The 23,167-nt window shown below is 45.3% G+C and carries 24 protein-coding genes; 3 read left to right on the forward strand and 21 right to left on the reverse strand.

The annotated features are described in order from the left end of the window. Positions 1 to 23: 23 nt before the first annotated feature. From AB4Z50_RS29200 to AB4Z50_RS29285, 18 genes are all read right to left on the reverse strand, one after another. Positions 24 to 1,364, reverse strand: a complete 1,341-nt coding sequence (locus AB4Z50_RS29200; protein WP_441884887.1) for a UDP-glucose dehydrogenase family protein — start codon at positions 1,362 to 1,364, stop codon at positions 24 to 26. A gap of 29 nt (positions 1,365 to 1,393) precedes the next feature. After that, positions 1,394 to 2,761 (reverse strand): sugar phosphate nucleotidyltransferase, encoded by a 1,368-nt coding sequence (locus tag AB4Z50_RS29205; protein ID WP_441884889.1) that lies wholly within the window; start codon positions 2,759 to 2,761, stop codon positions 1,394 to 1,396. A gap of 73 nt (positions 2,762 to 2,834) precedes the next feature. Next, the gene (locus AB4Z50_RS29210; protein ID WP_430059514.1) at positions 2,835 to 3,788 is read right to left on the reverse strand and encodes a polysaccharide pyruvyl transferase family protein; all 954 of its coding nucleotides are present in this window, start codon (positions 3,786 to 3,788) and stop codon (positions 2,835 to 2,837) included. 1 nt (position 3,789) lies between these two features. After that, positions 3,790 to 5,142, reverse strand: coding sequence for a lipopolysaccharide biosynthesis protein (locus AB4Z50_RS29215; RefSeq protein ID WP_441884892.1), 1,353 nt, complete (start codon positions 5,140 to 5,142; stop codon positions 3,790 to 3,792). A 9-nt stretch (positions 5,143 to 5,151) separates the two neighbouring features. Beyond that, positions 5,152 to 6,051 carry a glycosyltransferase gene (locus AB4Z50_RS29220; protein ID WP_441884894.1) on the reverse strand — a complete coding sequence of 300 codons (900 nt, stop codon included), beginning with the start codon at positions 6,049 to 6,051 and terminating at the stop codon, positions 5,152 to 5,154. Positions 6,052 to 6,054: 3 nt separating this feature from the next. Next, positions 6,055 to 7,086 (reverse strand): glycosyltransferase family 4 protein, encoded by a 1,032-nt coding sequence (locus AB4Z50_RS29225; protein WP_441884896.1) that lies wholly within the window; start codon positions 7,084 to 7,086, stop codon positions 6,055 to 6,057. Between the two features lie 15 nt (positions 7,087 to 7,101). Continuing rightward, the gene (locus tag AB4Z50_RS29230) at positions 7,102 to 7,674 is read right to left on the reverse strand and encodes an acyltransferase (protein ID WP_441884898.1); all 573 of its coding nucleotides are present in this window, start codon (positions 7,672 to 7,674) and stop codon (positions 7,102 to 7,104) included. Then, on the reverse strand, positions 7,671 to 8,804 hold the full coding sequence (locus AB4Z50_RS29235) for a glycosyltransferase (RefSeq protein ID WP_441884900.1): 1,134 nt from the start codon (positions 8,802 to 8,804) through the stop codon (positions 7,671 to 7,673). Before AB4Z50_RS29235 ends, AB4Z50_RS29230 begins: the two co-directional genes overlap by 4 nt. A gap of 1 nt (position 8,805) precedes the next feature. Next, entirely contained in the window at positions 8,806 to 9,975 is a 1,170-nt protein-coding gene (locus tag AB4Z50_RS29240) for a glycosyltransferase family 4 protein (RefSeq protein ID WP_441884902.1), read from the reverse strand. After that, positions 9,972 to 11,357, reverse strand: coding sequence for a hypothetical protein (locus AB4Z50_RS29245; RefSeq protein WP_441884904.1), 1,386 nt, complete (start codon positions 11,355 to 11,357; stop codon positions 9,972 to 9,974). The genes AB4Z50_RS29240 and AB4Z50_RS29245 overlap by 4 nt, the downstream gene beginning before the upstream one ends. Positions 11,358 to 11,378: 21 nt before the next feature. Then, positions 11,379 to 12,494, reverse strand: coding sequence for a glycosyltransferase family 4 protein (locus tag AB4Z50_RS29250; protein ID WP_441884906.1), 1,116 nt, complete (start codon positions 12,492 to 12,494; stop codon positions 11,379 to 11,381). A 95-nt stretch (positions 12,495 to 12,589) separates the two neighbouring features. After that, positions 12,590 to 13,279 (reverse strand): sugar transferase, encoded by a 690-nt coding sequence (locus AB4Z50_RS29255; protein ID WP_076269100.1) that lies wholly within the window; start codon positions 13,277 to 13,279, stop codon positions 12,590 to 12,592. After that, positions 13,276 to 14,184, reverse strand: a complete 909-nt coding sequence (gene galU / locus AB4Z50_RS29260; RefSeq protein ID WP_076269101.1) for a UTP--glucose-1-phosphate uridylyltransferase GalU — start codon at positions 14,182 to 14,184, stop codon at positions 13,276 to 13,278. Before galU ends, AB4Z50_RS29255 begins: the two co-directional genes overlap by 4 nt. Positions 14,185 to 14,372: 188 nt before the next feature. Continuing rightward, on the reverse strand, positions 14,373 to 15,065 hold the full coding sequence (locus tag AB4Z50_RS29265) for a CpsD/CapB family tyrosine-protein kinase (RefSeq protein WP_441884909.1): 693 nt from the start codon (positions 15,063 to 15,065) through the stop codon (positions 14,373 to 14,375). After that, positions 15,046 to 15,801, reverse strand: a complete 756-nt coding sequence (locus tag AB4Z50_RS29270) for a YveK family protein (protein ID WP_339204781.1) — start codon at positions 15,799 to 15,801, stop codon at positions 15,046 to 15,048. The genes AB4Z50_RS29265 and AB4Z50_RS29270 overlap by 20 nt, the downstream gene beginning before the upstream one ends. Positions 15,802 to 15,964: 163 nt before the next feature. After that, positions 15,965 to 16,249, reverse strand: coding sequence for a hypothetical protein (locus tag AB4Z50_RS29275; RefSeq protein WP_430059502.1), 285 nt, complete (start codon positions 16,247 to 16,249; stop codon positions 15,965 to 15,967). A gap of 863 nt (positions 16,250 to 17,112) precedes the next feature. Beyond that, positions 17,113 to 18,162, reverse strand: coding sequence for a M42 family metallopeptidase (locus AB4Z50_RS29280; RefSeq protein WP_441884911.1), 1,050 nt, complete (start codon positions 18,160 to 18,162; stop codon positions 17,113 to 17,115). 43 nt (positions 18,163 to 18,205) lie between these two features. After that, entirely contained in the window at positions 18,206 to 18,682 is a 477-nt protein-coding gene (locus AB4Z50_RS29285; RefSeq protein WP_441884913.1) for a GyrI-like domain-containing protein, read from the reverse strand. A gap of 164 nt (positions 18,683 to 18,846) precedes the next feature. On the opposite strand from AB4Z50_RS29285, the gene AB4Z50_RS29290 reads away from it, so the two are divergent. From AB4Z50_RS29290 to AB4Z50_RS29300, 3 genes are read left to right on the forward strand one after another with little or no spacing between them, the layout of a single operon-like run. Further along, on the forward strand, positions 18,847 to 19,440 hold the full coding sequence (locus AB4Z50_RS29290) for a bifunctional transcriptional activator/DNA repair enzyme AdaA (RefSeq protein ID WP_441884915.1): 594 nt from the start codon (positions 18,847 to 18,849) through the stop codon (positions 19,438 to 19,440). Then, positions 19,424 to 19,939, forward strand: a complete 516-nt coding sequence (locus AB4Z50_RS29295) for a methylated-DNA--[protein]-cysteine S-methyltransferase (protein WP_441884917.1) — start codon at positions 19,424 to 19,426, stop codon at positions 19,937 to 19,939. The genes AB4Z50_RS29290 and AB4Z50_RS29295 overlap by 17 nt, the downstream gene beginning before the upstream one ends. A 1-nt stretch (position 19,940) precedes the next feature. Beyond that, positions 19,941 to 20,759 carry an SPL family radical SAM protein gene (locus AB4Z50_RS29300; RefSeq protein WP_430059494.1) on the forward strand — a complete coding sequence of 273 codons (819 nt, stop codon included), beginning with the start codon at positions 19,941 to 19,943 and terminating at the stop codon, positions 20,757 to 20,759. Here the strand turns inward: AB4Z50_RS29300 and AB4Z50_RS29305 are convergent. From AB4Z50_RS29305 to pgsA, 3 genes are all read right to left on the reverse strand, one after another. Beyond that, positions 20,756 to 21,451: a DNA alkylation repair protein gene (locus tag AB4Z50_RS29305; protein WP_441884919.1), complete on the reverse strand. Its 696-nt coding sequence runs from the start codon at positions 21,449 to 21,451 to the stop codon at positions 20,756 to 20,758. The genes AB4Z50_RS29300 and AB4Z50_RS29305 overlap by 4 nt on opposite strands. Positions 21,452 to 21,469: 18 nt before the next feature. Beyond that, positions 21,470 to 22,087 (reverse strand): DNA-3-methyladenine glycosylase family protein, encoded by a 618-nt coding sequence (locus AB4Z50_RS29310; protein WP_441884990.1) that lies wholly within the window; start codon positions 22,085 to 22,087, stop codon positions 21,470 to 21,472. Between the two features lie 455 nt (positions 22,088 to 22,542). Next, positions 22,543 to 23,121 carry a CDP-diacylglycerol--glycerol-3-phosphate 3-phosphatidyltransferase gene (gene pgsA, locus AB4Z50_RS29315; RefSeq protein WP_441884921.1) on the reverse strand — a complete coding sequence of 193 codons (579 nt, stop codon included), beginning with the start codon at positions 23,119 to 23,121 and terminating at the stop codon, positions 22,543 to 22,545. Between the last annotated feature and the right edge of the window lie 46 nt (positions 23,122 to 23,167).

The raw sequence follows: 23,167 nt of genomic DNA on the forward strand, positions 1-23,167 counted from the left end.
TCACCTCTGGTCATTAGTTTGGTTTAAAATTGTAATACAGGTATTTGCTGCTTTACGCCTTGATTAAGGCTAGGGCGGCCTACGGAGTAATAAACAAATTCAGTACCAACCAAATGCTCCTCTTCGAAAACATTGCGGCCGTCAATCAGAATCGGACTTTTTAATACTTGTTGAAGCAGTCCAAGGTCAACATGCGAGAACTCCTCCCACTCTGTCAGCAAGCAAAGCGCATCCGCATCTTTTGCCGCTTCCATCGCGTCCTCGCACCATTCAACACCGCTAATTTCATATAAAGTGCGGAAGTTGTCAGTCGCAATAGGGTCATAAGCCTTGACCTTAACGCCGTTGTCCACCAAATGTTGAATAATTTCCGATGCTGGCGAATCGCGCACATCATCGGTATTCGGCTTAAATGCAAGCCCCCATACTGCAATCGTCTTGCCTGAAAGCTCACCTTGAAATATCGTCTCCAGCTTGCGAATGACGTTAAAGCGTTGATCCTGATTGACCTCTACTACCGAGCGCAGCAGCTTGAACTCATAATCAACATGTCCGGCAATTTGAATTAAGGCGCTTGTATCTTTAGGAAAACAAGAGCCCCCGTAGCCGATTCCCGCTTTTAGGAATGATGGGCCAATTCGCTTGTCATAACCCATTCCTTCAGCTACCTTCGTTACATCTGCGCCTACCTTCTCGCAAATATTAGCGATCTCATTGATAAATGATATTTTGGTAGCTAGAAATGCATTGGACGCATATTTAATCATTTCAGCGCTGCGAATATCTGTAATAACGATTTGTTCCGTTAAGGGAATATGAAGCAGCTTCATAATTTCTGCTGCGCTTTGTGAGCTGGCTCCAATAATAATGCGATCGGGATGCAGCGTATCTTGTATCGCCGAGCCCTCGCGCAAAAACTCTGGCAGCGAGATACTGTCAAACAACTCACTCGTGTGGGAGGAGATGACGGTTGCTAGACGTTCATTCGTTCCAACGGGTACGGTGCTTTTTACCGCTATGATTTTATAACCGTTCATCGCCTTAGCAATCTCTATGGCTGCTTGGTCAATGTAAGATAGATTAGCCTCGCCATTTGGCAACGGCGGTGTTCCTACCGCCAAAATGATAATGTCCGATTGCTGTACCGCGCTTCGCAAATCAGTCGTGAAGGTGAGCATTCCTGCTGCTCGGTTCGACGCTGCGAGCTCCTTGAGGCCTGGCTCATAGATCGGAATGCCGCCAGCGTTTAGTGTCTCAATTTTGCGCGGGTCCTTGTCTACGCAAATGACGCGATTGCCAAGCTCCGCATAACAAATGCCCGAGACGAGCCCCACATAGCCAGTTCCAATAACCGTGATGTTCATGCTATTCGCTCCTTCATTGAATGATTTATTTATACGGTGCATATTTGCATAATCTCATTCCAATCGAAGGCAAGCCGGACGATGTCCTCTTCTATAAGCTCCGTCCCTGTCTGAATTTCGATAATGTCCATTTCTGTTTCTGCGCGCAGGCTATGAAGGCTTTCTTTCGATATCGTTAGCACATCGCCTGATTTCACTTCAAAGCTTCGACCATTCAGCACCATGACGCCATGTCCGGCAACAATCGTCCATACCTCGTCTCTCAGCAGATGATATTGATAGCTTAAGTTCCGTCCTGGCGCAACGCATATTCGTTTAGTCAGCACTTCCTTGCCGTCGGGATATTTCAAATAATCAAGCACACGATAGCGGCCCCAACGACGCTCCTCATACATCGGACGCTGGTCGGAATGCTTCATGACCTCCTTGATCATAGGACTAGCCGCTTTGTCCGATACCAAAATTCCGTCCGGACTCGCCGCTACAATGACATTCGATACATTCAGCAGCGTAATCGGGATGTCGAGCTCATTAATGACATGCGTGTTCGTTGAATCTCCCGAAATAATCCCTTTTCCAATAAGCGGCGTTTCAATTTCCTCGGTCAAGGTGTTCCAAGTTCCAAGGTCTTTCCAATCGCCCTCATATGGCAATGCCACGATATGATTGGACTTTTCTACGATTTCATAGTCAAAGCTGTTTTTCGGCATCTTCCCGTATTGCTTCAGCATCTCGTCGTATTGAATCGGCAGTTCATTAGCAATCAGAATGTTAATGAGAAAATCAAGCTTGAATGCAAAAACCCCGCAGTTCCAAAGTGCAGCCTGCTCAATCATGGCTGCCGCTTCTTCTTCGCGGGGTTTTTCTCTAAAGCTGTTTACATTGACATAATTGTTCACCTCAGCTGCAAGCTCAGGAACGATATAGCCGTATTTTTCCGAAGGATACGTTGGCTTCACGCCCATAAGCGCTAAATCTGCTCCCGATTCATTCAAAACCAGCTCAAGTTCCTTCGTCTTATGGAAAAACGATTGCTCCACGTAGGGATCAACTGGCATGACAACGACTGTTTCATTCAAGCTTACGCCTTGCACCGAATATAAATAGGTTGCTGCGAGCGCGATAGCAGGGAAGGTATCCCTTCTTTCCGGCTCGACGATCACTTCAATCTCGCTTCCGAGCTGGCTGTGAATCATATCTACCTGCGGCTTGCTTGTTGCGATGTAAGCATGCTCGCGTAAACCCGCCTTCGTGATTTGTCCCCATACGCGCTGAACCATCGATTCACGCTCGCCGCTCTCGTCTTTTAGCACCTTCAAAAACTGCTTGGATCTCGATTCGTTCGACAACGGCCACAGCCGCTTTCCCGAGCCTCCGGATAGAAGAACAATCTTCATGTTGATTCCTCCTAATCGTTTTTATGATACGGTGATTCGATTCGCACTTACTCTCTTCGATATGCCAAGATCATTATGCTTCGTTCTTCACCACCAGCTGCGCTGACTTGATCCCGCTGGTCCATGTATTGTAATAGTTCGAGTTTTTGCCATATGAGTTATCGAGCAGCGTATTAGGCTTGTCCATCAAGCAGGATAATATATGCCCGTGCAGCCTAGAGGTTTGCACGATGCGATAGCCGCTGAAGCGCTTGACCGCTTTGTCTACGAGATAGTCGGAGTACTTGCCCCATATCGCCTGCATCGGCAGAGGGACACCGCTTTTCGTCATCATTTGCCCGATCATCTTAATTGATTTTTTCTCGACGCGATTGTATAGGGAAGCCCAGTCCAAATAATCGCCTCTCCCTGCCAGTTCAAAGCTCGCCTGCTCGCTTGTCTTCTCGATGTCGGTACGGAAGAAGCAGAGCAGCTCCTTGCCAGGGCTGCTTTTGGGCAAAATCGGCCACAGCTGATGTGCCATATCCGGCGATAAGTATACGCAGCATTTATCAAATTTTTGAGCTGCTATCCCATAGGACAGCGTATCCCGCACAAAAAGATGAACATCCTTATGCGCGTTAAAAATACGCGCCGTGCGATCATACTCCGCTTCCTTCTCGAAGAAAATCGTCTGCGGCAGCAGTACAATTCGGTGATTAGGATAATCCTTTACGATTTTCTCCCGCAGCTTCTGATGAACCGGGTACAAATCACCAAAGTTGCCTCCGCCTTGAAGCACGATAATTTGATCATTCGGAATGGTCAGCTTGTCTGGAAAATCAAGAACGCTATAACGCGCAGCCACGCGGATATGATTGTCTTTAAAAAACGCCTCTGCACCCTTCATAATGAGCAAATCGCCGCCATTGTTGTAAACGGGATAATCGATATAATAAATGCTTGAACCCGGTGGTATCACCTTCGTAATTCGGAGAAGCATCTTTTTGAGGCCCTCCATCGGATGTACCTGTGTTTCAACTTGCATATCAACGCGCTCCTTTACGTTGTTTTTTGTCTTTCAAACGCTCAATTAAAAAACAGAAATCATTTTTATCAAACAACATCCCTGATAGCTTTACTTGGAAAATAATTCTCATCGAGGCCAACGTCACTACTAAACGAATGACTGCACCAATTAATAAAGCAAGTGCAATTCCATTTAGCCCATACAAGGGTGTAAACAGAAAAAACAATCCGATGGTTGCCGCTAAGGCAATAAGCTGGCGGACAAGCACCAGCCCTGGACGGCCCATCGCATTAAACGAGGATGCCAAAATCCATGAGCCGCCACCGAGAATGCATTCGAACGACAGCAGATAGAAGGCCCCGCTTGCTTCAAGGAACGGCGCTCCGAACAGGATGCCCATCAAATAACGCCCGATGAACATGCTCGGGATGACGACAATCGTCATCAGCAGCATCGATAGCCGAAACGCCCTGCCTACCGTTGCGATGATGGCTGACTTCTCCATGCCGGTAACCTTCGGGAACACAACGTTCGTAATCGCCATCTGTACGACATTGAATACGCGGGACAGCGCATAAACGACGGTGTACAGCCCTAGTTCTCTAGCAGTCAGCATCGATAGAATGACAAGCTTGTCAAACTGTGTGTAAAGCGTGCCGAGAAGCTCCACTCCGAACACTTTGCTGCCATAGCCGAATAACGCTTTCGCTGCTAGCCGATTGCCGAGTCCCTTCAACCAGTTCATATGAAGCGTTTCTCTTAAACTATAGAGTGACCATGAAACGACAAGCACGCTGGTTACGAGAAATACAAGCGAAGCATTATGCAGGCTTAAATCGCCAATCGCCCATAACCCCAAGAGCCCAACCAGATTGCACAGCGGAACCAATAAGCGCAGACCGTTATAAATGTTAAACTTGCCAGTACTTTGCGCCAGCGCCGATATTAAATTAATAGCGAGTAGAATCGGCAGCATGAGTACCGTATACCATCTCGTAATTTGAATGATGTCAGCAGGATAGTTGCCGAGCCAAACCGGCAGCCATATCCACGCGACCACGCCAATGATGATGCTAACGGGAATTTGAAATAGAAAACCCGCTCTAACAAAATCGCTGCCGCTGCCTTTGTTTTGCTTCATATTATAAATAAGAGAGGTCGGCAGGCCGAAGCCAACAAGACCCGCGAGAAGCGTTGGCCAAAACAAAATGGCTGAAAATTCGCCCTTGCCAACAACGCCGAACATACGCGCCGTCACGATGGACGTCAGCGTGCTGATAACCATGACTAGCAGGTTCGTTGCACTCGTGCGCATAATCGTTTGAACGAGGCCGTTGCCTCTCCACGCTTTTGAAATAGCAAGCTGTGCCATAGCTTTCCGTCAACCCCTACCGTTATAGCGCAGAATGCCGACTAATGACCCGTTGCGATAACATATTTTCACGACTTGACTGATGAATTTCTTAAAATGAAAAATCGACAGCAAGGATGTTCCGATTGCCTGAATCATTCGGATCACATGTTTTACAATAGCAAAGAGGCTTCGATCCTGCCGCTTAACCGCATCGCTCACGCCTTGCCAGAAGATCCGCTTCAAAAACCATTTTTTTGTCGTTCTCTCCTTGGCAATTTTGTGTTGAACGGATCCATATGGCGTATAAAATACTTTGTAGCTTTCACGAATCCGTGCGATAAGCTCACTTTCCTCACTTGAGAGCAGGTTTGTGCCTACCCGCCCAAGATCCTCTCGGAACGGCTTATATTTATGAAAGACGCTTGCCCGAAACGCAACGTTTGCGCCATATGGAATGGACGGTGCAGGCATTTCCTTCACAACGTTTGCATAATCAAGAATCGTGAATACCGAGCGATGCTCCTCTGGAATCCAGTCCGGCTCAGCCGCTTCCCAGATCGGATCAATTTTGCCGCCTACGCAGCCAATCGCCGGATCGCTTTCGAACACGTTCACAATATGCTGCACCCAGTCCCGAGAAGCCAACGCATCATCATCCAAAAATAAAATGAATTCACCGTTTGCTTCCTTAATCGCTCGATTGCGGGCTACCGACAAACCAAGCTTGTTCTCAAAAATATACCGAATGCTTGGACCATACCGATACGCAAGCTTGCCTACCACTTCAGCTGTATTGTCTGTTGATCTGTTGTCGATTACAACAATCTCAATTTGTTCCCGCTCAAAGCTTTGAGCAATTACGCTCTCTATTGCCTCTCCCGTATCCTTCGCCCGGTTATGGGTGCAGATGGCCACCGTTACCTTCATCCTTTATCCCCATCCTTGGTAAACATTTTTTATCCTCTGTGCGATCGCGCTCCAGTCGAGCTCCTTAAGCACTTCTTCGTACTTAGGCGTCTTATGCTCTCTCTTCACATTTAACGCGGCTTTCATTGCATTTTCGAGACCGTTATAATCGCTTGGGTTGTAGCTCACGACCATATCCTCCATAAAATACTCATCGATAAAATCATTGTCAGGCATGACGATCAGCTTCCTGAACGAGAGGCCAAGTATCGCAGAGCCGGAGGTCGTAATTTCCTTGTACGGCATCACCATCACATCAACGGCGCTAATCAAGTCAGCCACTGCTTCATTTGGAATGAAGCGCAGGTCCAAAATAATGTTTTCCTTATCCTCTACCCGCTTCAAATAGGATTCCATTTGCTTGTCTGCTTTGCCCGCAATGATCAGATAGGTATTTCGAGTTTTGAATGCATTGAACGCTTCAATTAAATCCTCGACACCCTTATACGCCTTGATTGCCCCTAAAAACAAATAAACATCAGCTTCTTCGCTGATGCCATAAGACGCTCTGAAGTTGAAGCCTGCAGGCTTATACACGCCAAGATAATGACCATGCTTTACAACAAAAAGCTTGCTAGCAGGCACTCCGAATTCCATCATAACCTTACGTTTGATCGACTCCGAAGCAACCAGCAGCTTGCTGCAAAATTTGCAAATGATCGTTCGCATGTAACGCTCCAGCCGCTTAAACTTCACCTGATGCGGATACAGGTTATGAATCGTCCAAACCAGCTGCACTTTTCGCAGCTTCAAATAAATCATCGTCATTATAAATATGATCGATTTCACCATGAACAACAGCAGATTATCATTCTGATAGGCATGATGCATCCAGTGAATATGGACGATGTCGCCAGCTTTCGCTTGCCCGACCTGAAGCGCTAGCTTGCCATGCTGCAAATCCTTCACTTCCATGCCTTCACTGCTGAGTGAATCGGTCAATAAATCATTGTAAAAGTTCAATTCGCTTGATTTTGGCCACATCCATACTTTCATCGCCGTACGCTCCCTTTAGTTATATCTGCGAACCCATTCCTTCGTAATCTGGAGCTCGCGAATAATCTTTGCGGGTGCACCGCCTGCCAGCACATTATCCGGAATATCCCGCGTGACGATGCTGCCTGCAGCAATGACTGAACCGCTGCCAATCGTTACGCCAGGCAAAATAACAGCTCCGCGTCCAATCCACACATTGTCCGAGATGACGATGTCCTTGCTGCCTGCTCGGTCTTCCATATCTACGGGGTGGAAGTTCGTATCGATAATGTTCACCATCGGACCGATAATCGTGTTGCTGCCAATTCGGATCGACTTCGTGCAGCCAATGTCGAGGCCATAATTAAAAAACACATTATCCCCTACCCAAAGCTCCGCCTGCTTCTCTACGGTAACTGAAGAAGGCAGCGGCTTTGCATGGAAGGAAACGTTTTTCCCAACGATGAACCGCCCTTTGTTTCGCAAGGTCAGCTTTCCGGAAATACGGCCAAGCCTGCCAGCTGAACTCGCCTTGATTGGCAGTATGGCAGCTCCCTTCAATACAGCCAGGAGCTTGCCGAAGCTTAATCGATTATATACGGTGCTCATCTGACCATCCCGCCTGCCGCTTCCGATTTTAAGTTTGGCGCAAGCAGCTCACGATATGTCGACTCCACCTTCTTCGCAATGGAGCTCATATTAAAGTCGCTCATTACGCTTGCATAACCTTGGCTTGATAGTTCCTCATAATCAACTTCCCCATCGTAAACGCTTCTCATCGTCTGATACAGCTCTTCCACATCGCCGTCCTTCACGATGAAGCCGCCTCTCGTATGATGGATAATTTCTGGCGCTCCGCCCGAATCTGCAACGATAACTGGCGTTTCAACGAGCATCGATTCAATAATGACTCTGCCAAACGGCTCGTTAAGGGAGAAGTTTATCGTTAAATCACATTCCTTCATCACATCTAGCGGTTTTTTGCTGTAGCCATAGAAAACCACATGATGCTCCAAGCCGTAGGACAGCACCTTTTGGATCATGTCATTGTAATAGTCATCCGACCCGTCAACGGATGCATCGCCCACGATGAGCAGCTTCCAATTGTTCCGATTGCTGTCGCTTAGTTTCTTCACTGCCTCGATCATGAGATGGTATCTTTTCCATTCCACAATCCGGCCGAATGTGCCGATGACGAGTGTATCATCCTCCATAAAGGCTCTGCTCTTTCTCGTCAAAGCAAGCTCTGGATCAACACCGTTATAAATGATCGTCTTGTTGCTGCCCTGAATCGAATTGGCTACAAAATGCGAAATGCATATTACCTGATCGAAAAATTTAGGCAGCACTTGGTTGAACATACGCAAATGGGTATAGTCGCGATGATGCCAGATCAGCTTTGACTTCGTCATAAACTTTAGCGGAGCTGTGTACCAAGGTGCGCGCCAGCCGTTGGCATGAACGATGTCGATGCGATTTTTACGAACAAAGGACTGAATCTTAAGCACCGTTTCGATATAACCTAAGCCTAGTTTTTTCTTAATGCTGCCCAGCTGAAGCGGAAAATGAACATAATCCGATCTAATTTCATTTAGATACGTCGCATCGCGAGGACTTAACAAGAAAATCCGATATTTTGACGTGTCCAAATAATTGATGAGATGAATCAGGCTTTGCTCAGCGCCACCCTTCTTATCCGCATGGGTAACAAACAACACATTCGTTTTACCTCGACTCATATTAGAGCACCTGCTTTACTGGATAACTGACGTTTAAGGATTGCATATATGTTTTCAATACTTCTTTGTGATTGTAATGGGTGCGCAAGAAGCTTTGCGATGACTCCAGCAATGATTTTGCCCTGTGCGGATCATCGAATAGCTGCTTGATTTTCCCATAAAATTGCTCCGGCCGATCAGCGACCATAATATGCTCGTTATCTACAAGTCCTGTTCCCTCGTAGCCGATGGAGGTGGAGATAACCGGCAAGCCGTTCTGAATCGCTTCAATCGTCTTCAGCTTGACGCCTGCTCCATTCTGCATCGGGTTAACGAATAAATAGCCGCTTCGGTATATTTCATCCAAACTCTTTGGCGTATCATGTACAATGACATTCTTTAGGTTGTAGCTCTCGAGCCAGCTGAGGCTCTGTTTTCTGCTGTTCCCTGCTATGATGAACTTATAGTCCGGCTCCTTCAGCATCAGCGGGTGGATATGCTCCAGATACCACTGAATTGCTTCTCGGTTGTTCGGCATAAATAGGGAACCAATGAACACGACATGCTTGCTGCGAAAATCACTAGCTTCGAAGTTGACCTTCGTAACCGGAGGCGGAAGGAACAAGCTTTTTGCAGCAGGATGCTGTTTGCGGAAGCTTTCAAATTCCTTGCTCGATATAAACAAGTATTTATCCACCTTCTCCAGCATTTTTTTTTGCAAAATCGTGAATTTGCGGCTCTCCATGTGGTAATACATTTTGTGAACGACGTTTTTGGTGCTATTGGCTAGCGCCTTGAAATAGACCGCTTCATCGTTATGCACCCGCAGGATAACCGTATCATGCTTGATCTTTGGATTTTGCAAAACCGGATACACGTAGTCGCCTTCAAGCAGTACATAATCATAATCTCCTGCCAGCTCTACATTACTTAGTTCACTACGCGACTGCACCTGCATCGGAATAACATGCAGCAGATCAGCCAGCTTGCTTCTTCGATCACATAACGTAATCTCTTCCACGTAATTATATACTGTGTCCATTTCTTCCTTAGATGGCATCTGCTTGCCGCAAACGAGCAAGTGGATCTTCCAGCCAAGCTCCGCGAGCACCTTGATTCTCCCCCATGTGTCTACCCTTCCGCCATGATCGGCGGGATAGGGAAAATCACTGCACACCACAAGCATCTTCATTTGGATACCCCCGACCTTTTTGGTTGATCTATATCGTTTTTGCCTAAATAAAGGCTAATAAAAGCAAATAGCAGCCATATCTCATATTTAATCTCCAAGGAAACAAGAAGCATTGAAAATAAGATAAAAACTAAAGCAAGAAATAATATAGAGCTGGATTTCACTTTGACGATCAGGTTTTTGGCAAGCAGATAAAAGAACACGACTGCGAAGAGCCCGCCAAACATAATCCATTGGAAAAAGCCCGATTTGACGCCTAAGTTTTTGTCCGAGCCCGAATATTGCAACAGCTCCCCCGCATTAATTTGGCTGATGCCAAATGTATTGTAATAGAAATGGGACATCATGCTGATCGAATCATTCACATACTTATCGAAATACATGAGATATGCTCCTGTGCCAACCCCGAGCGGATTGTGAAACACCGTAATCAGCGCGATGATGATCGTTCCCATACGCGTGTAGGAAGATGTGTAGTTTTCGATGTCATTACTGAACGAGCTGACCAGCCCCGCAGAAAAATTAGTGATGAACATATACATGGCCAGAACGACTGAGATGAGCAAAACAAAATTTTTCTTTTTTCGAAAATCCAAAAACTTAATCATCGTCACGACTAGCGTGAACAAGCTGATAATCATAAACCCTTTGGAGCCTGTAATAAATAAGTAAAACAGAAAAAAACCTGAAGCATAAACGATCGTTAGCGTCTTGCCGAAGCTGTTCAAATACTTTGTCAGATATACCAAAATGGATGCATATACGACCACGATGGAGCCCGTCGTGCTGCTCTCCGAGGTCAACATCCGAACCCTCCAATAAGGGCTGCTCCCTGCATGCAAATACGTGAAGGCGTTCGGCATACTCATAAGCTCCAAGATCATAATGACCGTCAGCAGCGTAACGATTGCAAGGAAGCAACCATACAGCGTCTTAAAGCTTGTAATTTTGGAAAAAACGAGCTGCATATGCCTGATATAAAGCAGGATGAGCACAAAATAAATAAGTACCTTTATCGCTTTGCCAAGCAGACTCTCTGATCCGAAGCTGTAGCTGCCTTGAATGAATTGAATTAGCAAATAGGCAATGCTGATAAAGCACAAATATAAAATAAATCCGAATATATACTTCTGCAGCATGCTGCCATGCATCACCCGCTTATGCTTCGCCAGCAGCCCAATTTCGCATAACACAAACAGCGGAACCAGCAAAATAATGGGTGACCTGCCAATCTCGCCGATTATATTGACTAACGGGAAATCCTGGTAGACGGTCAGCACCAGCAAGAAGCATAAATAAATCGCCAAAAAGATTTGCTGCTTCTCTTCTTTTTTGGCTAATTTAGCTTTAATCACTAGATTGCTTTGCAAGATTTGGCTCATCTTCTCTCCATCCCCGTAAATCTAGACGTATTTTTTGACGGCGGAGGATAACGGTTTGCTTGATTTCTGCAAGGCTTCCTCGTAAAGCCGCTCGATTTGGTTGTTCATTTTATCCGAATGGAATTTCTCTTGGAAAATGTCCCATCCCGCTAAGCCAAGCGCTCTCAGCTTCGGCTTGTCCAGCTCATGAATGATGTCTGCCAGCTCCTGCTTATTATCGAAGTCGAATACATAACCGTTAACGCCATTGCTAATAATTTCCGGCAGCGCACCTCGATTGCTCGCAATAACCGGTTTCTTATTCCGCAGCGCTTCAATGGCGACGATGCCAAAGCCTTCCCAGCGTGATGGAATAATGACCGCATCACAGGATTGCATATAACGATCGATCTGAGAATTATCCACCCAGCCGATCTTAATTGTGTTCTCAGGAAACTTGTATTCAACTTCCTTCAGCACAGTATCGCCAACCAAATATAGGCGAACGTTTGTAAACTGATGCTTGTTGAACACCTCAAGCAGCAGATCAAACCCCTTCTGCCGATCAAAGCGTCCTACATAAAGTAGATGAATCATGTCAGGATCAGTCTCGAAAGGCGGGGTGCTTACTTCCGACGTATCCGAAACGCCATTATAAACGACTCCCGACTTGGCTGCTGGCAGTCCATAATGCATGGCCTTCTCATATTCATGCCTCGAAATATTGATAATGAAATCAGTCCGAAGTGCGAGCGTCTTCTCAACTAAGGCGAATATCCGCTGCTTCCACGGCTTTATATCCATCAGAAAAGCCCAGCCATGCGCATTATAGATGACGATCGGGCGCTTGCTCTTGAAAAAAAACAACGTCCGCAGGAAAAAACCTGCGAACGTTCCGTGTACATGTACAATATCAGGCTTGAAGTCCTTTACCTTACGATGAATAGCTTTCATGGCTTTCACAAAATAAGCCGGCTTCCTCTTGTAAGGGTACAAGCACAATCGATCTTGGCTAATTTGAAGCGACTCAGGGCTCGAATTCTGCTCAGAAGCCATAAGAAAAATATCATGTCTGCTCGCTTGGTAGCTCAGCACCTCGTTCAAGTGCGTCTCGATACCGCCCTTCGTAAACTCCGAAATATGCAGGATTCTTGCCATTTTTATCAACTCCTTAAGTTTTGCGTAGCAAAACTGACTTCGTAAGCATTAGCATAGTTTTGCGTAGCAAAACTATCTTCGTAAGCTTTCACACTCTAAAAAGCATCCTGAGAGCCGACTAACGTTTTCACCGTTCTCAGCATAATTTTGAAATCGAACCAAATGCATCGCTTCTGAATATAAGTCAGATCAAGCTCAACCATTTGCTTAAAGCATAGATTGTTTCTGCCGCTTACCTGCCAAAGCCCCGTGCAGCCTGGCGTTACGGACAAGCGCTGCTTGTCGTACTCCGTATATTCCGCTACCTCCCGTGAAAGAGGCGGCCTTGGACCAACCAAGGACATTTCGCCCCTCAGCACGTTCAGCAGCTGAGGCAGCTCATCGATGCTCGTTTTGCGAATGATCTTGCCGATCTTTGTAATGCGCGGATCATCCTTCATCTTGAACATTGCACCGCTAATTTCGTTCTTATCCAGCAGATCCTTCAGCTTGTCCTCCGCACCCGTCAGCATCGAGCGAAATTTGTACATGCGAAACGGCTTCTCATCCTTGCCGATCCTTGTTTGATAGAAGAAGACAGAACCTTTAGGGTCCTCCCACTTAATAAGGATAGCGATGATGATAAACAGCGGGCTTAACAGGATTAAACCGACTAGCGAACCAACAATGTCAATCGTGCGTTTGATAATCGAATACATGCTTACCGTTTGCTGAGCGCTGCGCCTATTCGAATAGTAATCAGAAACGCCGATTACCGCTTCATCCTGATATTGTGGAGGTGTCATCTTCTATCACTCCTTCCAGCTAATAACTGCTTGCTAAGCTCCCGTTCCATTAATTCCTCAAGCTCAGTCATCAACTGATACTTAATTTCATTATTTCTTAAGGCAAAGTCAAGCGTCGTCATAATGAAGCCTAGCTTCTCTCCGACATCATAACGAATGCCTTGGAAATCAAAGGCGTAAACGCCTTTTTCTACGTTAAGCTTTTGAATCGCATCGGTAAGCTGAATTTCGCCTCCAGCTCCGCGCTCATGGCGTCCTAAATATTCAAATATATCGGGAGTGAGCACATAACGGCCCATGATGGCTAAATTAGAAGGCGCTTGTCCTTGCGGCGGCTTCTCTACAAAACGATTGACCTCATAAAGATTGTCTACCCGCTGTCCTGGGTCAACGATACCGTAACGATGCGTCTGATCAACGCCAACCGTCTGTACGCCAATAACCGAGCGGCCGGTTTTCTCATATTGCTCAATAAGCTGCCTAGTGCAAGGGACTTCTGCTTCTACAATGTCATCCCCAAGAAGCACTGCAAACGGCTCGTCCCCAATGAAGTTGCGAGCGCACCATACCGCATGCCCAAGCCCCTTCGCTTCTTTTTGCCTTATGTAGTGAAGATTCACATTTGATGATTTTCTTACCTTTTCCAATATATCCAGCTTGCCTTTTTCTTCTAATATATGCTCAAGCTCAAATGCGATATCGAAGTGATCTTCAATCGCCCGCTTTCCTTTACCCGTTACGACGATGATATCCTCAACGCCTGATTCAATGGCTTCCTCTACAATGTATTGAATGGTCGGTTTATCGACGATCGGAAGCATTTCTTTTGGCATCGCTTTGGTTGCCGGTAAAAACCGTGTTCCAAGTCCTGCGGCGGGGATAATGGCTTTTCTCACTTTTTTCATTTGATTTCACCCTATCCTATTATTTTTTTTTGGTTGTTAAGGGGCATCTAACCCCTCCTCACGTCACACCCTTGACGATTAACGTCTAAGGTCGGCTGACCCACAGCATGACCGAGTGCCTCCGGTGATAGAGGTGCAGGAGACATTACCTATCTATTTCTTGCTTCTATGAGCTGGAGCAAAGACGATTAAGCTTCTGTCTTTTCTCCGTAGTAGTAAGAGTAGATATCTGAATGATTTCGATTGATCTTATTAAGCACGACGCCGATAAGATTTGCTTTCACATGTTCAAGTGACGCTTTTGCTTTAAGGGCAACATCTTTTTTCACTTTTCCCGAGTCGATCACAAGAACGACCCCATCGCTTTGCGTTGCTACAATTTGAGCATCCGTTACAGACATGATCGGCGGCGTGTCGATAATGACGACATCGTACCGCTCTCTAGCTGTCTTAAGCAGCTCCGCCATTTGCTCCGACGAGAGCAGCTCGGAAGGATTGGGAGGCGTTGGCCCCGCTTGGATAATGGACAGATTGTCCGTATTCGTAAACTGAATGATGTCCTCAAGCTTCAGTTGGTTCAATAAAGCCGTCGTTAAGCCGCTGCGGTTGGACTTCCCAAAGATATGATGCTGCGAAGGCTTGCGGAGATCCGCATCAATCAGAAGCACCTTTTTGWTTGCTTGTGCAAACGCGACTGCCATATTGGCGCATGTCGTGCTTTTGCCCTCGCTTGGCTTGGAAGAGGTGACCATAATAATTTGCAGCTTTTGATTAATTGTCGAAAACTCAATGTTTGTCCGCAGCATCCGGTACCCTTCAGAAATGGGCGATTTGGGATTCAGCTCCGTTATCAAGTTCCACTTAGGAATCAAACGAGACATTTTGTTCCCTCCCTGCATTCGTCTTTAACGTGGCGTTGCCGCTGTGTTCTGTCGCATCCCGCTCTTCGAACTTCGGAATCGATGTTAATACCGGTACTTCCAGCAGTGCCTCGATGTCCTCTTCGGTCTTAACCGTGTCATCCAAGTAATCCAGCAGGAAGGATATGCCTACACCTACCATCAATGCCATCATGAATGTGACTGCAATGTTCATCTTAGGATTCGGAGCAACGGGCCCGTGTTGTTCATGCGGATCAGCTTGGTCCAGCACGGAAACATTATCTACCTTCATCAGCTCTGGAACCGATTTTTGAAAAACGATGGCGATCGCATTCGCGATTTTTGCTGCTTGCTCATAGGAGTCATCACGTACCGATATGGACATGACCTGTGTTTCATTCACTGAGCTTACGCTTACCTTGCCGATGAGCTCGCCGTATGTCACACCGAGATCCGGGTATTGCTTGACAACTCGCTTCATCATTCGCGGCGTTCGCAAAATCTCTTTATAGGTTTTGATAAGTCCGATCGTGGAGTTAATCGATCCAACATCTATGCTCGGAATGAGCGAGCTGCTGTCCTTATACTGGTTAACGATTAACTTAGCGGATGCTTCATACTGTGGTTTGATAAAGTAGCTGGAGTAAATGCCGATGGTTAGACAGCTCACTGAAATAATTAAAGCTATCATCAATAGCCTTCTTTTCACGATGATCCAATACTGTTTTAATTCCAAATCATTTCCTCCATTGCTTTAAAATCATCCGTTGCCGAACTTCACGAAAGTTGTTCTTAATGAATATTAAAATTCTCTCATTATTCGAAACGCGAACTTTTGGGCATCGTTTGTTTACAGGAATAGGTTTATCCATGGATTCCTGCTTAGACATAAAATGTTATCATCTCGTGTTATTAATGAACTCATCCACGGTCCCGCCATTCATTACATGCTCCATCATATCGTCAGAGCAGGCTTGTAGGCCGATCTTACCGAGCAGCTGAGATATCAGCTTCGCCATGTCAATCGGTTCATTATGGATTAGGCAGCCAGTTGCCATAAGCAGCTCAGGCAGCGACCTCGCTTCCGATTGACCGTCTTTCTGTAATAGAGAAGGATCCTCGGATAGTATTTTCAAAAACTGCTTCAGCTTCATCTGCTTCTGCTCCTGATTTGAAACATTCATCTCTGAAACCTCCATTCATCAGCTCGCTCATACATTTTGAGTTTTGGAAAGCTTCTTGTCTCTCTTTGCACTCTAGTATGACACAGATGATAATAATTCTTGAGGGAATAAAGACATGGTCACACTTAGACAATCTTGCTCATTTTCATTATGGTTTTCATAAGTACGGACTCCTAATTGATGCGAATAGTGGGATATGTCATGTCATGTTTTTTATCGCCAAATTGATAATTCTGACTATTGAAAGCGCTTAATAAATTTTGGGTGAAAGTCCCACTTGGGACTCATGTTTTCCCRCATACTTTTTCCCTCTAACCCATGTAAAATAAAGGTTTTTTTCCTGTTTGCCACTTTCCAACGAACGAAGAATCCAATTAAAATTCCACTAATTTAGCGAAAAAATAAGGGACTATTGACCAGCATCCTACCTAAGCAGCAGTAAAACACCATTCGACATATTTCGCATTCCTCTTTTTCCTGTACGTTTTAACCCCTAACTGCCGCAAATTTACACTTAAAAAACAAAAAAAAGCGGGGTTTGAATTGAAAAATGGACTATTCGGAGCCTAAAAAGCGGATATTCCATCGTTCTCAGCTAATCGATCATACGTTTCAGCAATCTATATTTTGCACCCTGTCAGGATAAACCAACATCATTCGGGATAAATATAAAGCTTCTAAAGCACTGAAATCATAGAGCATTCCCTATCTTTTTGTCCCAAAATAACGCTTGGCGCTCTTCTACTAACGTCCTACTTCATTGTCTTTCTGACAAGTTTAGTCATCAAAAAAAAAGAAGAGCATCGATGTCATCGCCGCTCTTCTTCGCATTTTTTCTACCTATTGTATATTAACTAGAAATCTTACTCCATGACATAAGCCAGAAGCAAAGCAGACGTGCCAACGATGGCATCTGCGTGTGTGCGTTCCATGCCGTGGGAAGCGTGAACGCCCGGTCCGATTAATGCCGCACGAATATTGCTTCCGCCGCGCAGCGCAGCCGATGCATCGGAGCCATAGTGCGGGTAAATATCTACAGCATAAGCTAGGTTCTCACGCTTCGCTAATTCAATTAACTTAGTCGTCATATTATAATCGTATGGTCCAGTCGAATCCTTGGCGCAAATGGATATATCCTGCTCTGTCGCAGAAAGATCATCTCCCAGCGCTCCCATATCCACCGCAATCATCTCCGTTATATCCTCAGGAATATAAGAACTTCCGTGTCCCACCTCTTCGTAGGTCGAGAAGATCAGCTTGAGTGTATGTGCAGGTGTGTTCCCTTCACGCTTGAACCATTCCATTAATCCAAGCAGTGCTGCTACGCTTGCTTTATCGTCCAAATGCCGTGACTTCACCCAGCCATTCGGAAAGATGCGCACTCGCGGCTCCCACGAAATGATATCGCCTACGGAAATGCCCAGCCCCTCTGTATCTGCTTTGGTTTTCACCAGCTCATCTATGCGAATTTCCATATTCGCTTCTTCGCGCTTCCACTCCCGCGAATCGGAGTATACATGCACAGAGGCTTTCGTAGACAACACCGTTCCCTCATATTTCCGGCCGTCACGCGTGTGAATAACGCAATACTCCCCTTCGACCGTTTGCATATTGTAGCCCCCGATCGACGTGAAGCGAAGCTTCCCATCAGACTTGATCGAACGAACCATCGCTCCAAGCGTATCCAAATGCGCGGTTATGCCGATCACCTTCTCTGAATTGACGCCTGGAATGGTTATCATTCCGTTGCCTTTTGGCGTTATTTCGAGCGAATAGCCAAGCTTCTCTGCTTCCTCTCCTAAATGTTTTACAATGTCCATACAGTACCCGCTAGGGCTTGGAATGTTCAGTAAAGCTTCGAGCTGGCTAAGTATAAAATCCCGATTAAGCTGTTTCGAAAGTGGCAATGACATGATATTGTGCTCCTTTTAAAGCTATATTTTTTATAACCTCTCATTACTTCAATGCAATATACAAATCAATTTCATTATCGGGACTTTCGGGTTGATATCGTTCATCCCAAATTTCAAAATCGTAGTTTTTGGGTTCATTTCCCGTTTCACTCATCCAATCGCCATAGACATAGCCGTACGAACGACTTAGCTCGGATTCAAGTCCTTTGTGCTTGTATGTAACATACTTACTTTCAGTGACGGTATGACTAGTCATATCTACTGGAACATCAGCTTGTTGACTTACCTCGTAACAGACCAGATTCGTAAACCGATCGACATGTGGGTCAAAATCATCATTCATGGGGTAGATTTGCATTAAAATCACATTTTCATTTTTTCTATTCATAATTTCCGCTTTTCTTTCAACGAGTAATCGATAAGTATTCTTGCCAAGACCAGACTCAAACTCTGTTATGTTAGATTCAATACGATAGCCTACAACATGTAATAAAGGTAATGTTATTACTTTAGCTTCCATAAGCTCTCCTCCATTAGCAGCATTGATCCTTCTATTTTACGCGATTGCGCGTCAGGATCAAAGTCTACCCTCTAATCATCTCGCTTTCGTTATCTTGCTTTTACATTCTAAAATACGTACATACGTTCACTTTCGAGGTTATACTAATGATGGAGGTGAGCAAAATGGTGAAACAACACTCAGAAACATTGACCGAGGAACGGTGGCATGCCATCTTAAGCAACAATGCTGCTTATGACGGGATCTTCTTTTACGCGGTGAAAACGACAGGAATATTTTGCAGGCCATCCTGCAAATCCAAACCGCCCAACAAAGAAAATATTGCTATCTACTCTACGGCCGAGCAAGCTTTATCTGCCCGCTTTCGCCCATGCAAACGATGCAAGCCTACCGGGATGCGCCTGCCTGATGATGAATGGATTCATTTAGCTGCCGAATATATCGACAGAAACTATATGAACAACTTAACTTTACAAGTCGTTGCCGATCAATGTCACGGCAGCCCCTATCACCTGCATCGGACCTTCAAAAAAATCAAACACATGACACCCGTTGAATATATACAGCAATTACGAGTCGATAAAGCGAAGGAGCAGCTGACATCATCCGATTTGTCCATTTCAGAGATCGGTTCAAGCGTCGGCATGCACAACACGCCGTATTTTGTAACGTTGTTTAAGAAGAAGACGGGCTGCACACCCGCAGCCTATCGGCAATTGCACAAACAGGAGGCTGATTCGAATGACCAAACACAGTAAACCGCCCATTTATTGGACATTGCTCACGCACGAAGCTTGGAGCCTATACGTTGCAGCCACAACGGAAGGACTCTGTTTTATCGGCTCTCAGAATGAACCGATAGACGAGCTGGTCCAATGGGCAAATACCCGCTATCCAGGCAGCCCTTTACTAGAGAATGTTGAGTTGCTCCAGCCTTATACAATTGAAATAGCTGAATACCTTCAAGGTTCCCGCAAGCAATTCAGCATCTCCTTCCACTATCAAGGAACAGCCTTCCAACAGGAAGTATGGAAAGCACTTTGCGATATTCCTTATGGGGAAACGAAGTCTTATTCCGATATTGCCCATCAAATCCAGCGGCCCGCAGCTGTTCGCGCTGTGGGCACGGCGATTGGCGCTAATCCGATCTTAATTACAATTCCCTGCCATCGTGTCATTGGAAAGAACGGATCGCTGACAGGCTACCGCGGCGGCATAGAAATGAAAACAAAGCTGCTACAGCTGGAAAAACACTAATATGACGATCGAATATTTATATACACAGCCCAAAACCTTATTGAATAAAGGAACCGGCTTTCTTACCGGCTACAGCCATTCTTTAAATCCTTATACAGGGTGTACGTTTGGCTGTTCCTACTGCTATGTGCGGAAAATGCCTGTTTCTTTATTTCGAGGCGCCGAATGGGGAACATGGGTCGATATTAAGAAAAATGCTGCTGAAGTGTTTCGTAAACAATTTTTAAGAGAAAAGTCTAAAGGTCCGGTTACTATTTTTATGTCATCCAGCACTGATCCCTATCAGCCGATTGAATATAAGGAACAAATTACTCGCTCCTTGCTCGAGGTGATGGTTGATGACCCGCCTGATTTTTTGTTTGTGCAAACGCGAAGCCCGCTTGTTCAGCGGGATATTGATCTGCTCTTGCGACTTGGAGAGAAGGTTCGCGTCAGTATGACAGTCGAAACAGATCGCGAGGACATTCGAAAACATTTTTCACCGAATGCCCCACCGATTAAGGCTAGGCTAAAGACGCTTCAACTGCTAGCTGATGCGGGCGTTCCCACTCAAGCGACGATTGCCCCCATGCTGCCAAGCAGTGAGCAATTCGCCGAAATACTGCGCCCGCTCGTTGAACGCATCTGCATAGACGATTATTTTATGGGTGACGGAAGCAGTGGAAAACGAACGCGACAACTAGGCATCAATGCTTTGTATGAGCAGCTAGGTCTTGAGGAATGGTATCATCCGGCTGCTTATCGCGTCGTTTACGAGCGGTTCAAGCAGGTTTTTTCGGAGGATCGCATTTATGTAAGCCAGGAAGGCTTTGAGCCTTAGCTTTTTTTTCGTTTCATACCGCGTATTAAGATTTTGGTTTCTTGATCGACGCGGTATGATTCTATTATTTTTTGCAGAGCTTTGTTATAGGTGAAATCATCTAAAGAATTAGCACCGCTTTTCAAATAATTCATAGTAGCCTCTGGCTGCTTAATATAACAAATTGACAATGCCCAAGCTACCGCCATCTTGACGTAATACGTCTCTCGTTTCGTCTGATCAAGCAGCTGCAAGAGGCGCTCGATATAAGTTTCTTCAATATAATAGCCAAGCAGCATAACGACGCCAAAGCGTATCTCATACTCTTTGTCACATACCAAATACGGCTGTATGAAATCCCATACCGCTGACTTATTGTCCGTTGTAAATTTCAGTCCATTGCAAAAGCTGTCACAGACTGACCAATTGTCTATCTTCGGAACAAATTCAGCGACAATGTTTAAACGTTCTGTGATATCCGCTTGGGCATAACCAATGACCATCCCCTGCAGCATCACTTCCTCAAAGTACTCGCTATCCGCATCTTTTAAATAGGTACGCCAGTCATCACTTGCTATCGACTTGGCCAGCTGGCGCAGCTTCGGCAGCCGAACGCCTAATACATTATTAATTGTAGGAATAAGCGCAGCCGTAAATTTCTGAAAATCGTCTTCCTTCAATGCTATGAGCTGTTCTTTTATTGTTTTCTCCATGTTGTTGCTCCTTTTAGCTTACTCCATTGACAAGGTCCACAAATAAATCGAAGCCACTGAACCATAGGGCGAATACCTTAGCCGGTAGGTATCGAACTGTTCTTTGGTTAAATCTTGAAGACCATACAGCTTCATCATCCCGCGGCGAATGGCAATATCTCCCCAGCTCACGACATCTGGGCGCTCCATCGCATGAATGAGCAGCATTTCAGCCGTCCACTTGCCAACTCCCTTTAAGGACATCAGCTGCTTGATTACCTCTGCATCCGATAAGCGGTTCAGCTCTTCCAGCCGGATTTCACCTTGCATAATCGACTCCGCAATGCTTTTTATGCAAACGGCCTTCTTCATCGTTATCCCGCAGCTTTGAATCTGATCTGCCGTTTGATTAGCTATGTTCGAAGGGGATATTTCGCCAAGCCGCACCTGCATTCGCTCCCATATGGTGTGCACTGCTTTAGCTGAAATCAGCTGGCCTACAATCGCATAAACGAGTGAAGTGAATAAGTCCGGCATGATGATACGTTCGACTTTTCCGAGCCGAGACATGGCAGCACCAAGCCCTTCATCTACGCTTTTCAAATAATCGATCTCTGCTTGCCCATAGTCAAAAAGCTTTGTTTGTATCGTTTGCAGACGGCTCGCCCCCTGTAAATCGAAATAAATAGCTGTATATTCTTACTATACCTCATCGGGCTTTGTATGTTTTAATTACCGAATATAATCGCAAGATAACGAAATCGGCGATGATAGAAATAAAGGACATCAGATGCCTTATTTGCTTTGATTTCCTCTTTTTTCAGAAGTAACGGACATAGGGTACGCTATTAGGCTCCAAGCGTTATGATTTAACTTGATTTCGACTAAATAGCGGAATCTATGTCCGTTAGATGCAAATTAAGCCCAAATTATGAAGAATAGCGGATTCTATGTCCGTTAGCATCAAGCCTGAGTCACAAATGAATAGGAATGCTTAGAAGGAAAACGACCATTTCATAAAACAGCGGCAGTCTTGGACTGTTTCATCTCGTCCATCGCTGCCGCTGTATTTTAAATGGGATAGGTTTAATCGTTCTACTCTACTTTTATTTCTACTGCAGCAAGCGATAGTTGTTTTTGATGTAGTTAGCTCCGGATAGGATGGTCAACGCTAAGGCAACATACATCAAAATTTGATCAACAGGAATCGCTGTCAAAAAGCTGAGCGGACGATGGTTTAACAACACCGCTGAAATCGCAACAACTTGAAAGACCATCTTAATTTTGCCGAATTGGTCGGCTTGCAAGGCGATTTTTTGAGATGAGGCAACAATTCGAATGCCCGTTATAATAATCTCTCTTCCGATAATCACTACTGCGATCCAGCTGTAAATCATCTGCTCGCCTACCATTAATATTAACGCGGCGGATATTAGCAGCTTGTCTGCCAGCGGATCGAGCAGCTTGCCAAGATTCGTAATCTGATTATATTTTCTTGCGATATGTCCATCTAATTTATCCGTCGCTGAAGCGAGTATAAATAATGCTGCGGCATAATAAATGCCATAGGTATCTATATGTAGAAAAAATTCTGATTTGCTGATTAACCACTCGGGGTATATCGGAAAAAATAAAATAAACACAGGTATTAATAAAATACGAGCAATCGTTATTTTATTCGCTAGATTCATATGGTTCCTCCTTCGCATTATGCTAGTCATTATACCATATGTTGGT

This window comes from Paenibacillus sp. 2TAB26 (assembly GCF_052115145.1).
In the GTDB taxonomy this organism is placed as follows: Bacteria; Bacillota; Bacilli; order Paenibacillales; family Paenibacillaceae; genus Pristimantibacillus.

Bases quoted from the DNA above. Each gene is read 5' to 3' on its own strand.
- AB4Z50_RS29200 (WP_441884887.1), bottom strand. From the start codon at position 1,364: ATGAACATCACGGTTATTGGAACTGGCTATGTGGGGCTCGTCTCGGGC.
- AB4Z50_RS29205 (WP_441884889.1), bottom strand. From the start codon at position 2,761: ATGAAGATTGTTCTTCTATCCGGAGGCTCGGGAAAGCGGCTGTGGCCG.
- AB4Z50_RS29210 (WP_430059514.1), bottom strand. From the start codon at position 3,788: ATGCAAGTTGAAACACAGGTACATCCGATGGAGGGCCTCAAAAAGATG.
- AB4Z50_RS29215 (WP_441884892.1), bottom strand. From the start codon at position 5,142: ATGGCACAGCTTGCTATTTCAAAAGCGTGGAGAGGCAACGGCCTCGTT.
- AB4Z50_RS29220 (WP_441884894.1), bottom strand. From the start codon at position 6,051: ATGAAGGTAACGGTGGCCATCTGCACCCATAACCGGGCGAAGGATACG.
- AB4Z50_RS29225 (WP_441884896.1), bottom strand. From the start codon at position 7,086: ATGAAAGTATGGATGTGGCCAAAATCAAGCGAATTGAACTTTTACAAT.
- AB4Z50_RS29230 (WP_441884898.1), bottom strand. From the start codon at position 7,674: ATGAGCACCGTATATAATCGATTAAGCTTCGGCAAGCTCCTGGCTGTA.
- AB4Z50_RS29235 (WP_441884900.1), bottom strand. From the start codon at position 8,804: ATGAGTCGAGGTAAAACGAATGTGTTGTTTGTTACCCATGCGGATAAG.
- AB4Z50_RS29240 (WP_441884902.1), bottom strand. From the start codon at position 9,975: ATGAAGATGCTTGTGGTGTGCAGTGATTTTCCCTATCCCGCCGATCAT.
- AB4Z50_RS29245 (WP_441884904.1), bottom strand. From the start codon at position 11,357: ATGAGCCAAATCTTGCAAAGCAATCTAGTGATTAAAGCTAAATTAGCC.
- AB4Z50_RS29250 (WP_441884906.1), bottom strand. From the start codon at position 12,494: ATGGCAAGAATCCTGCATATTTCGGAGTTTACGAAGGGCGGTATCGAG.
- AB4Z50_RS29255 (WP_076269100.1), bottom strand. From the start codon at position 13,279: ATGACACCTCCACAATATCAGGATGAAGCGGTAATCGGCGTTTCTGAT.
- galU (WP_076269101.1), bottom strand. From the start codon at position 14,184: ATGAAAAAAGTGAGAAAAGCCATTATCCCCGCCGCAGGACTTGGAACA.
- AB4Z50_RS29275 (WP_430059502.1), bottom strand. From the start codon at position 16,249: ATGAATGTTTCAAATCAGGAGCAGAAGCAGATGAAGCTGAAGCAGTTT.
- AB4Z50_RS29280 (WP_441884911.1), bottom strand. From the start codon at position 18,162: ATGTCATTGCCACTTTCGAAACAGCTTAATCGGGATTTTATACTTAGC.
- AB4Z50_RS29285 (WP_441884913.1), bottom strand. From the start codon at position 18,682: ATGGAAGCTAAAGTAATAACATTACCTTTATTACATGTTGTAGGCTAT.
- AB4Z50_RS29290 (WP_441884915.1), top strand. From the start codon at position 18,847: ATGGTGAAACAACACTCAGAAACATTGACCGAGGAACGGTGGCATGCC.
- AB4Z50_RS29295 (WP_441884917.1), top strand. From the start codon at position 19,424: ATGACCAAACACAGTAAACCGCCCATTTATTGGACATTGCTCACGCAC.
- AB4Z50_RS29300 (WP_430059494.1), top strand. From the start codon at position 19,941: ATGACGATCGAATATTTATATACACAGCCCAAAACCTTATTGAATAAA.
- AB4Z50_RS29305 (WP_441884919.1), bottom strand. From the start codon at position 21,451: ATGGAGAAAACAATAAAAGAACAGCTCATAGCATTGAAGGAAGACGAT.
- pgsA (WP_441884921.1), bottom strand. From the start codon at position 23,121: ATGAATCTAGCGAATAAAATAACGATTGCTCGTATTTTATTAATACCT.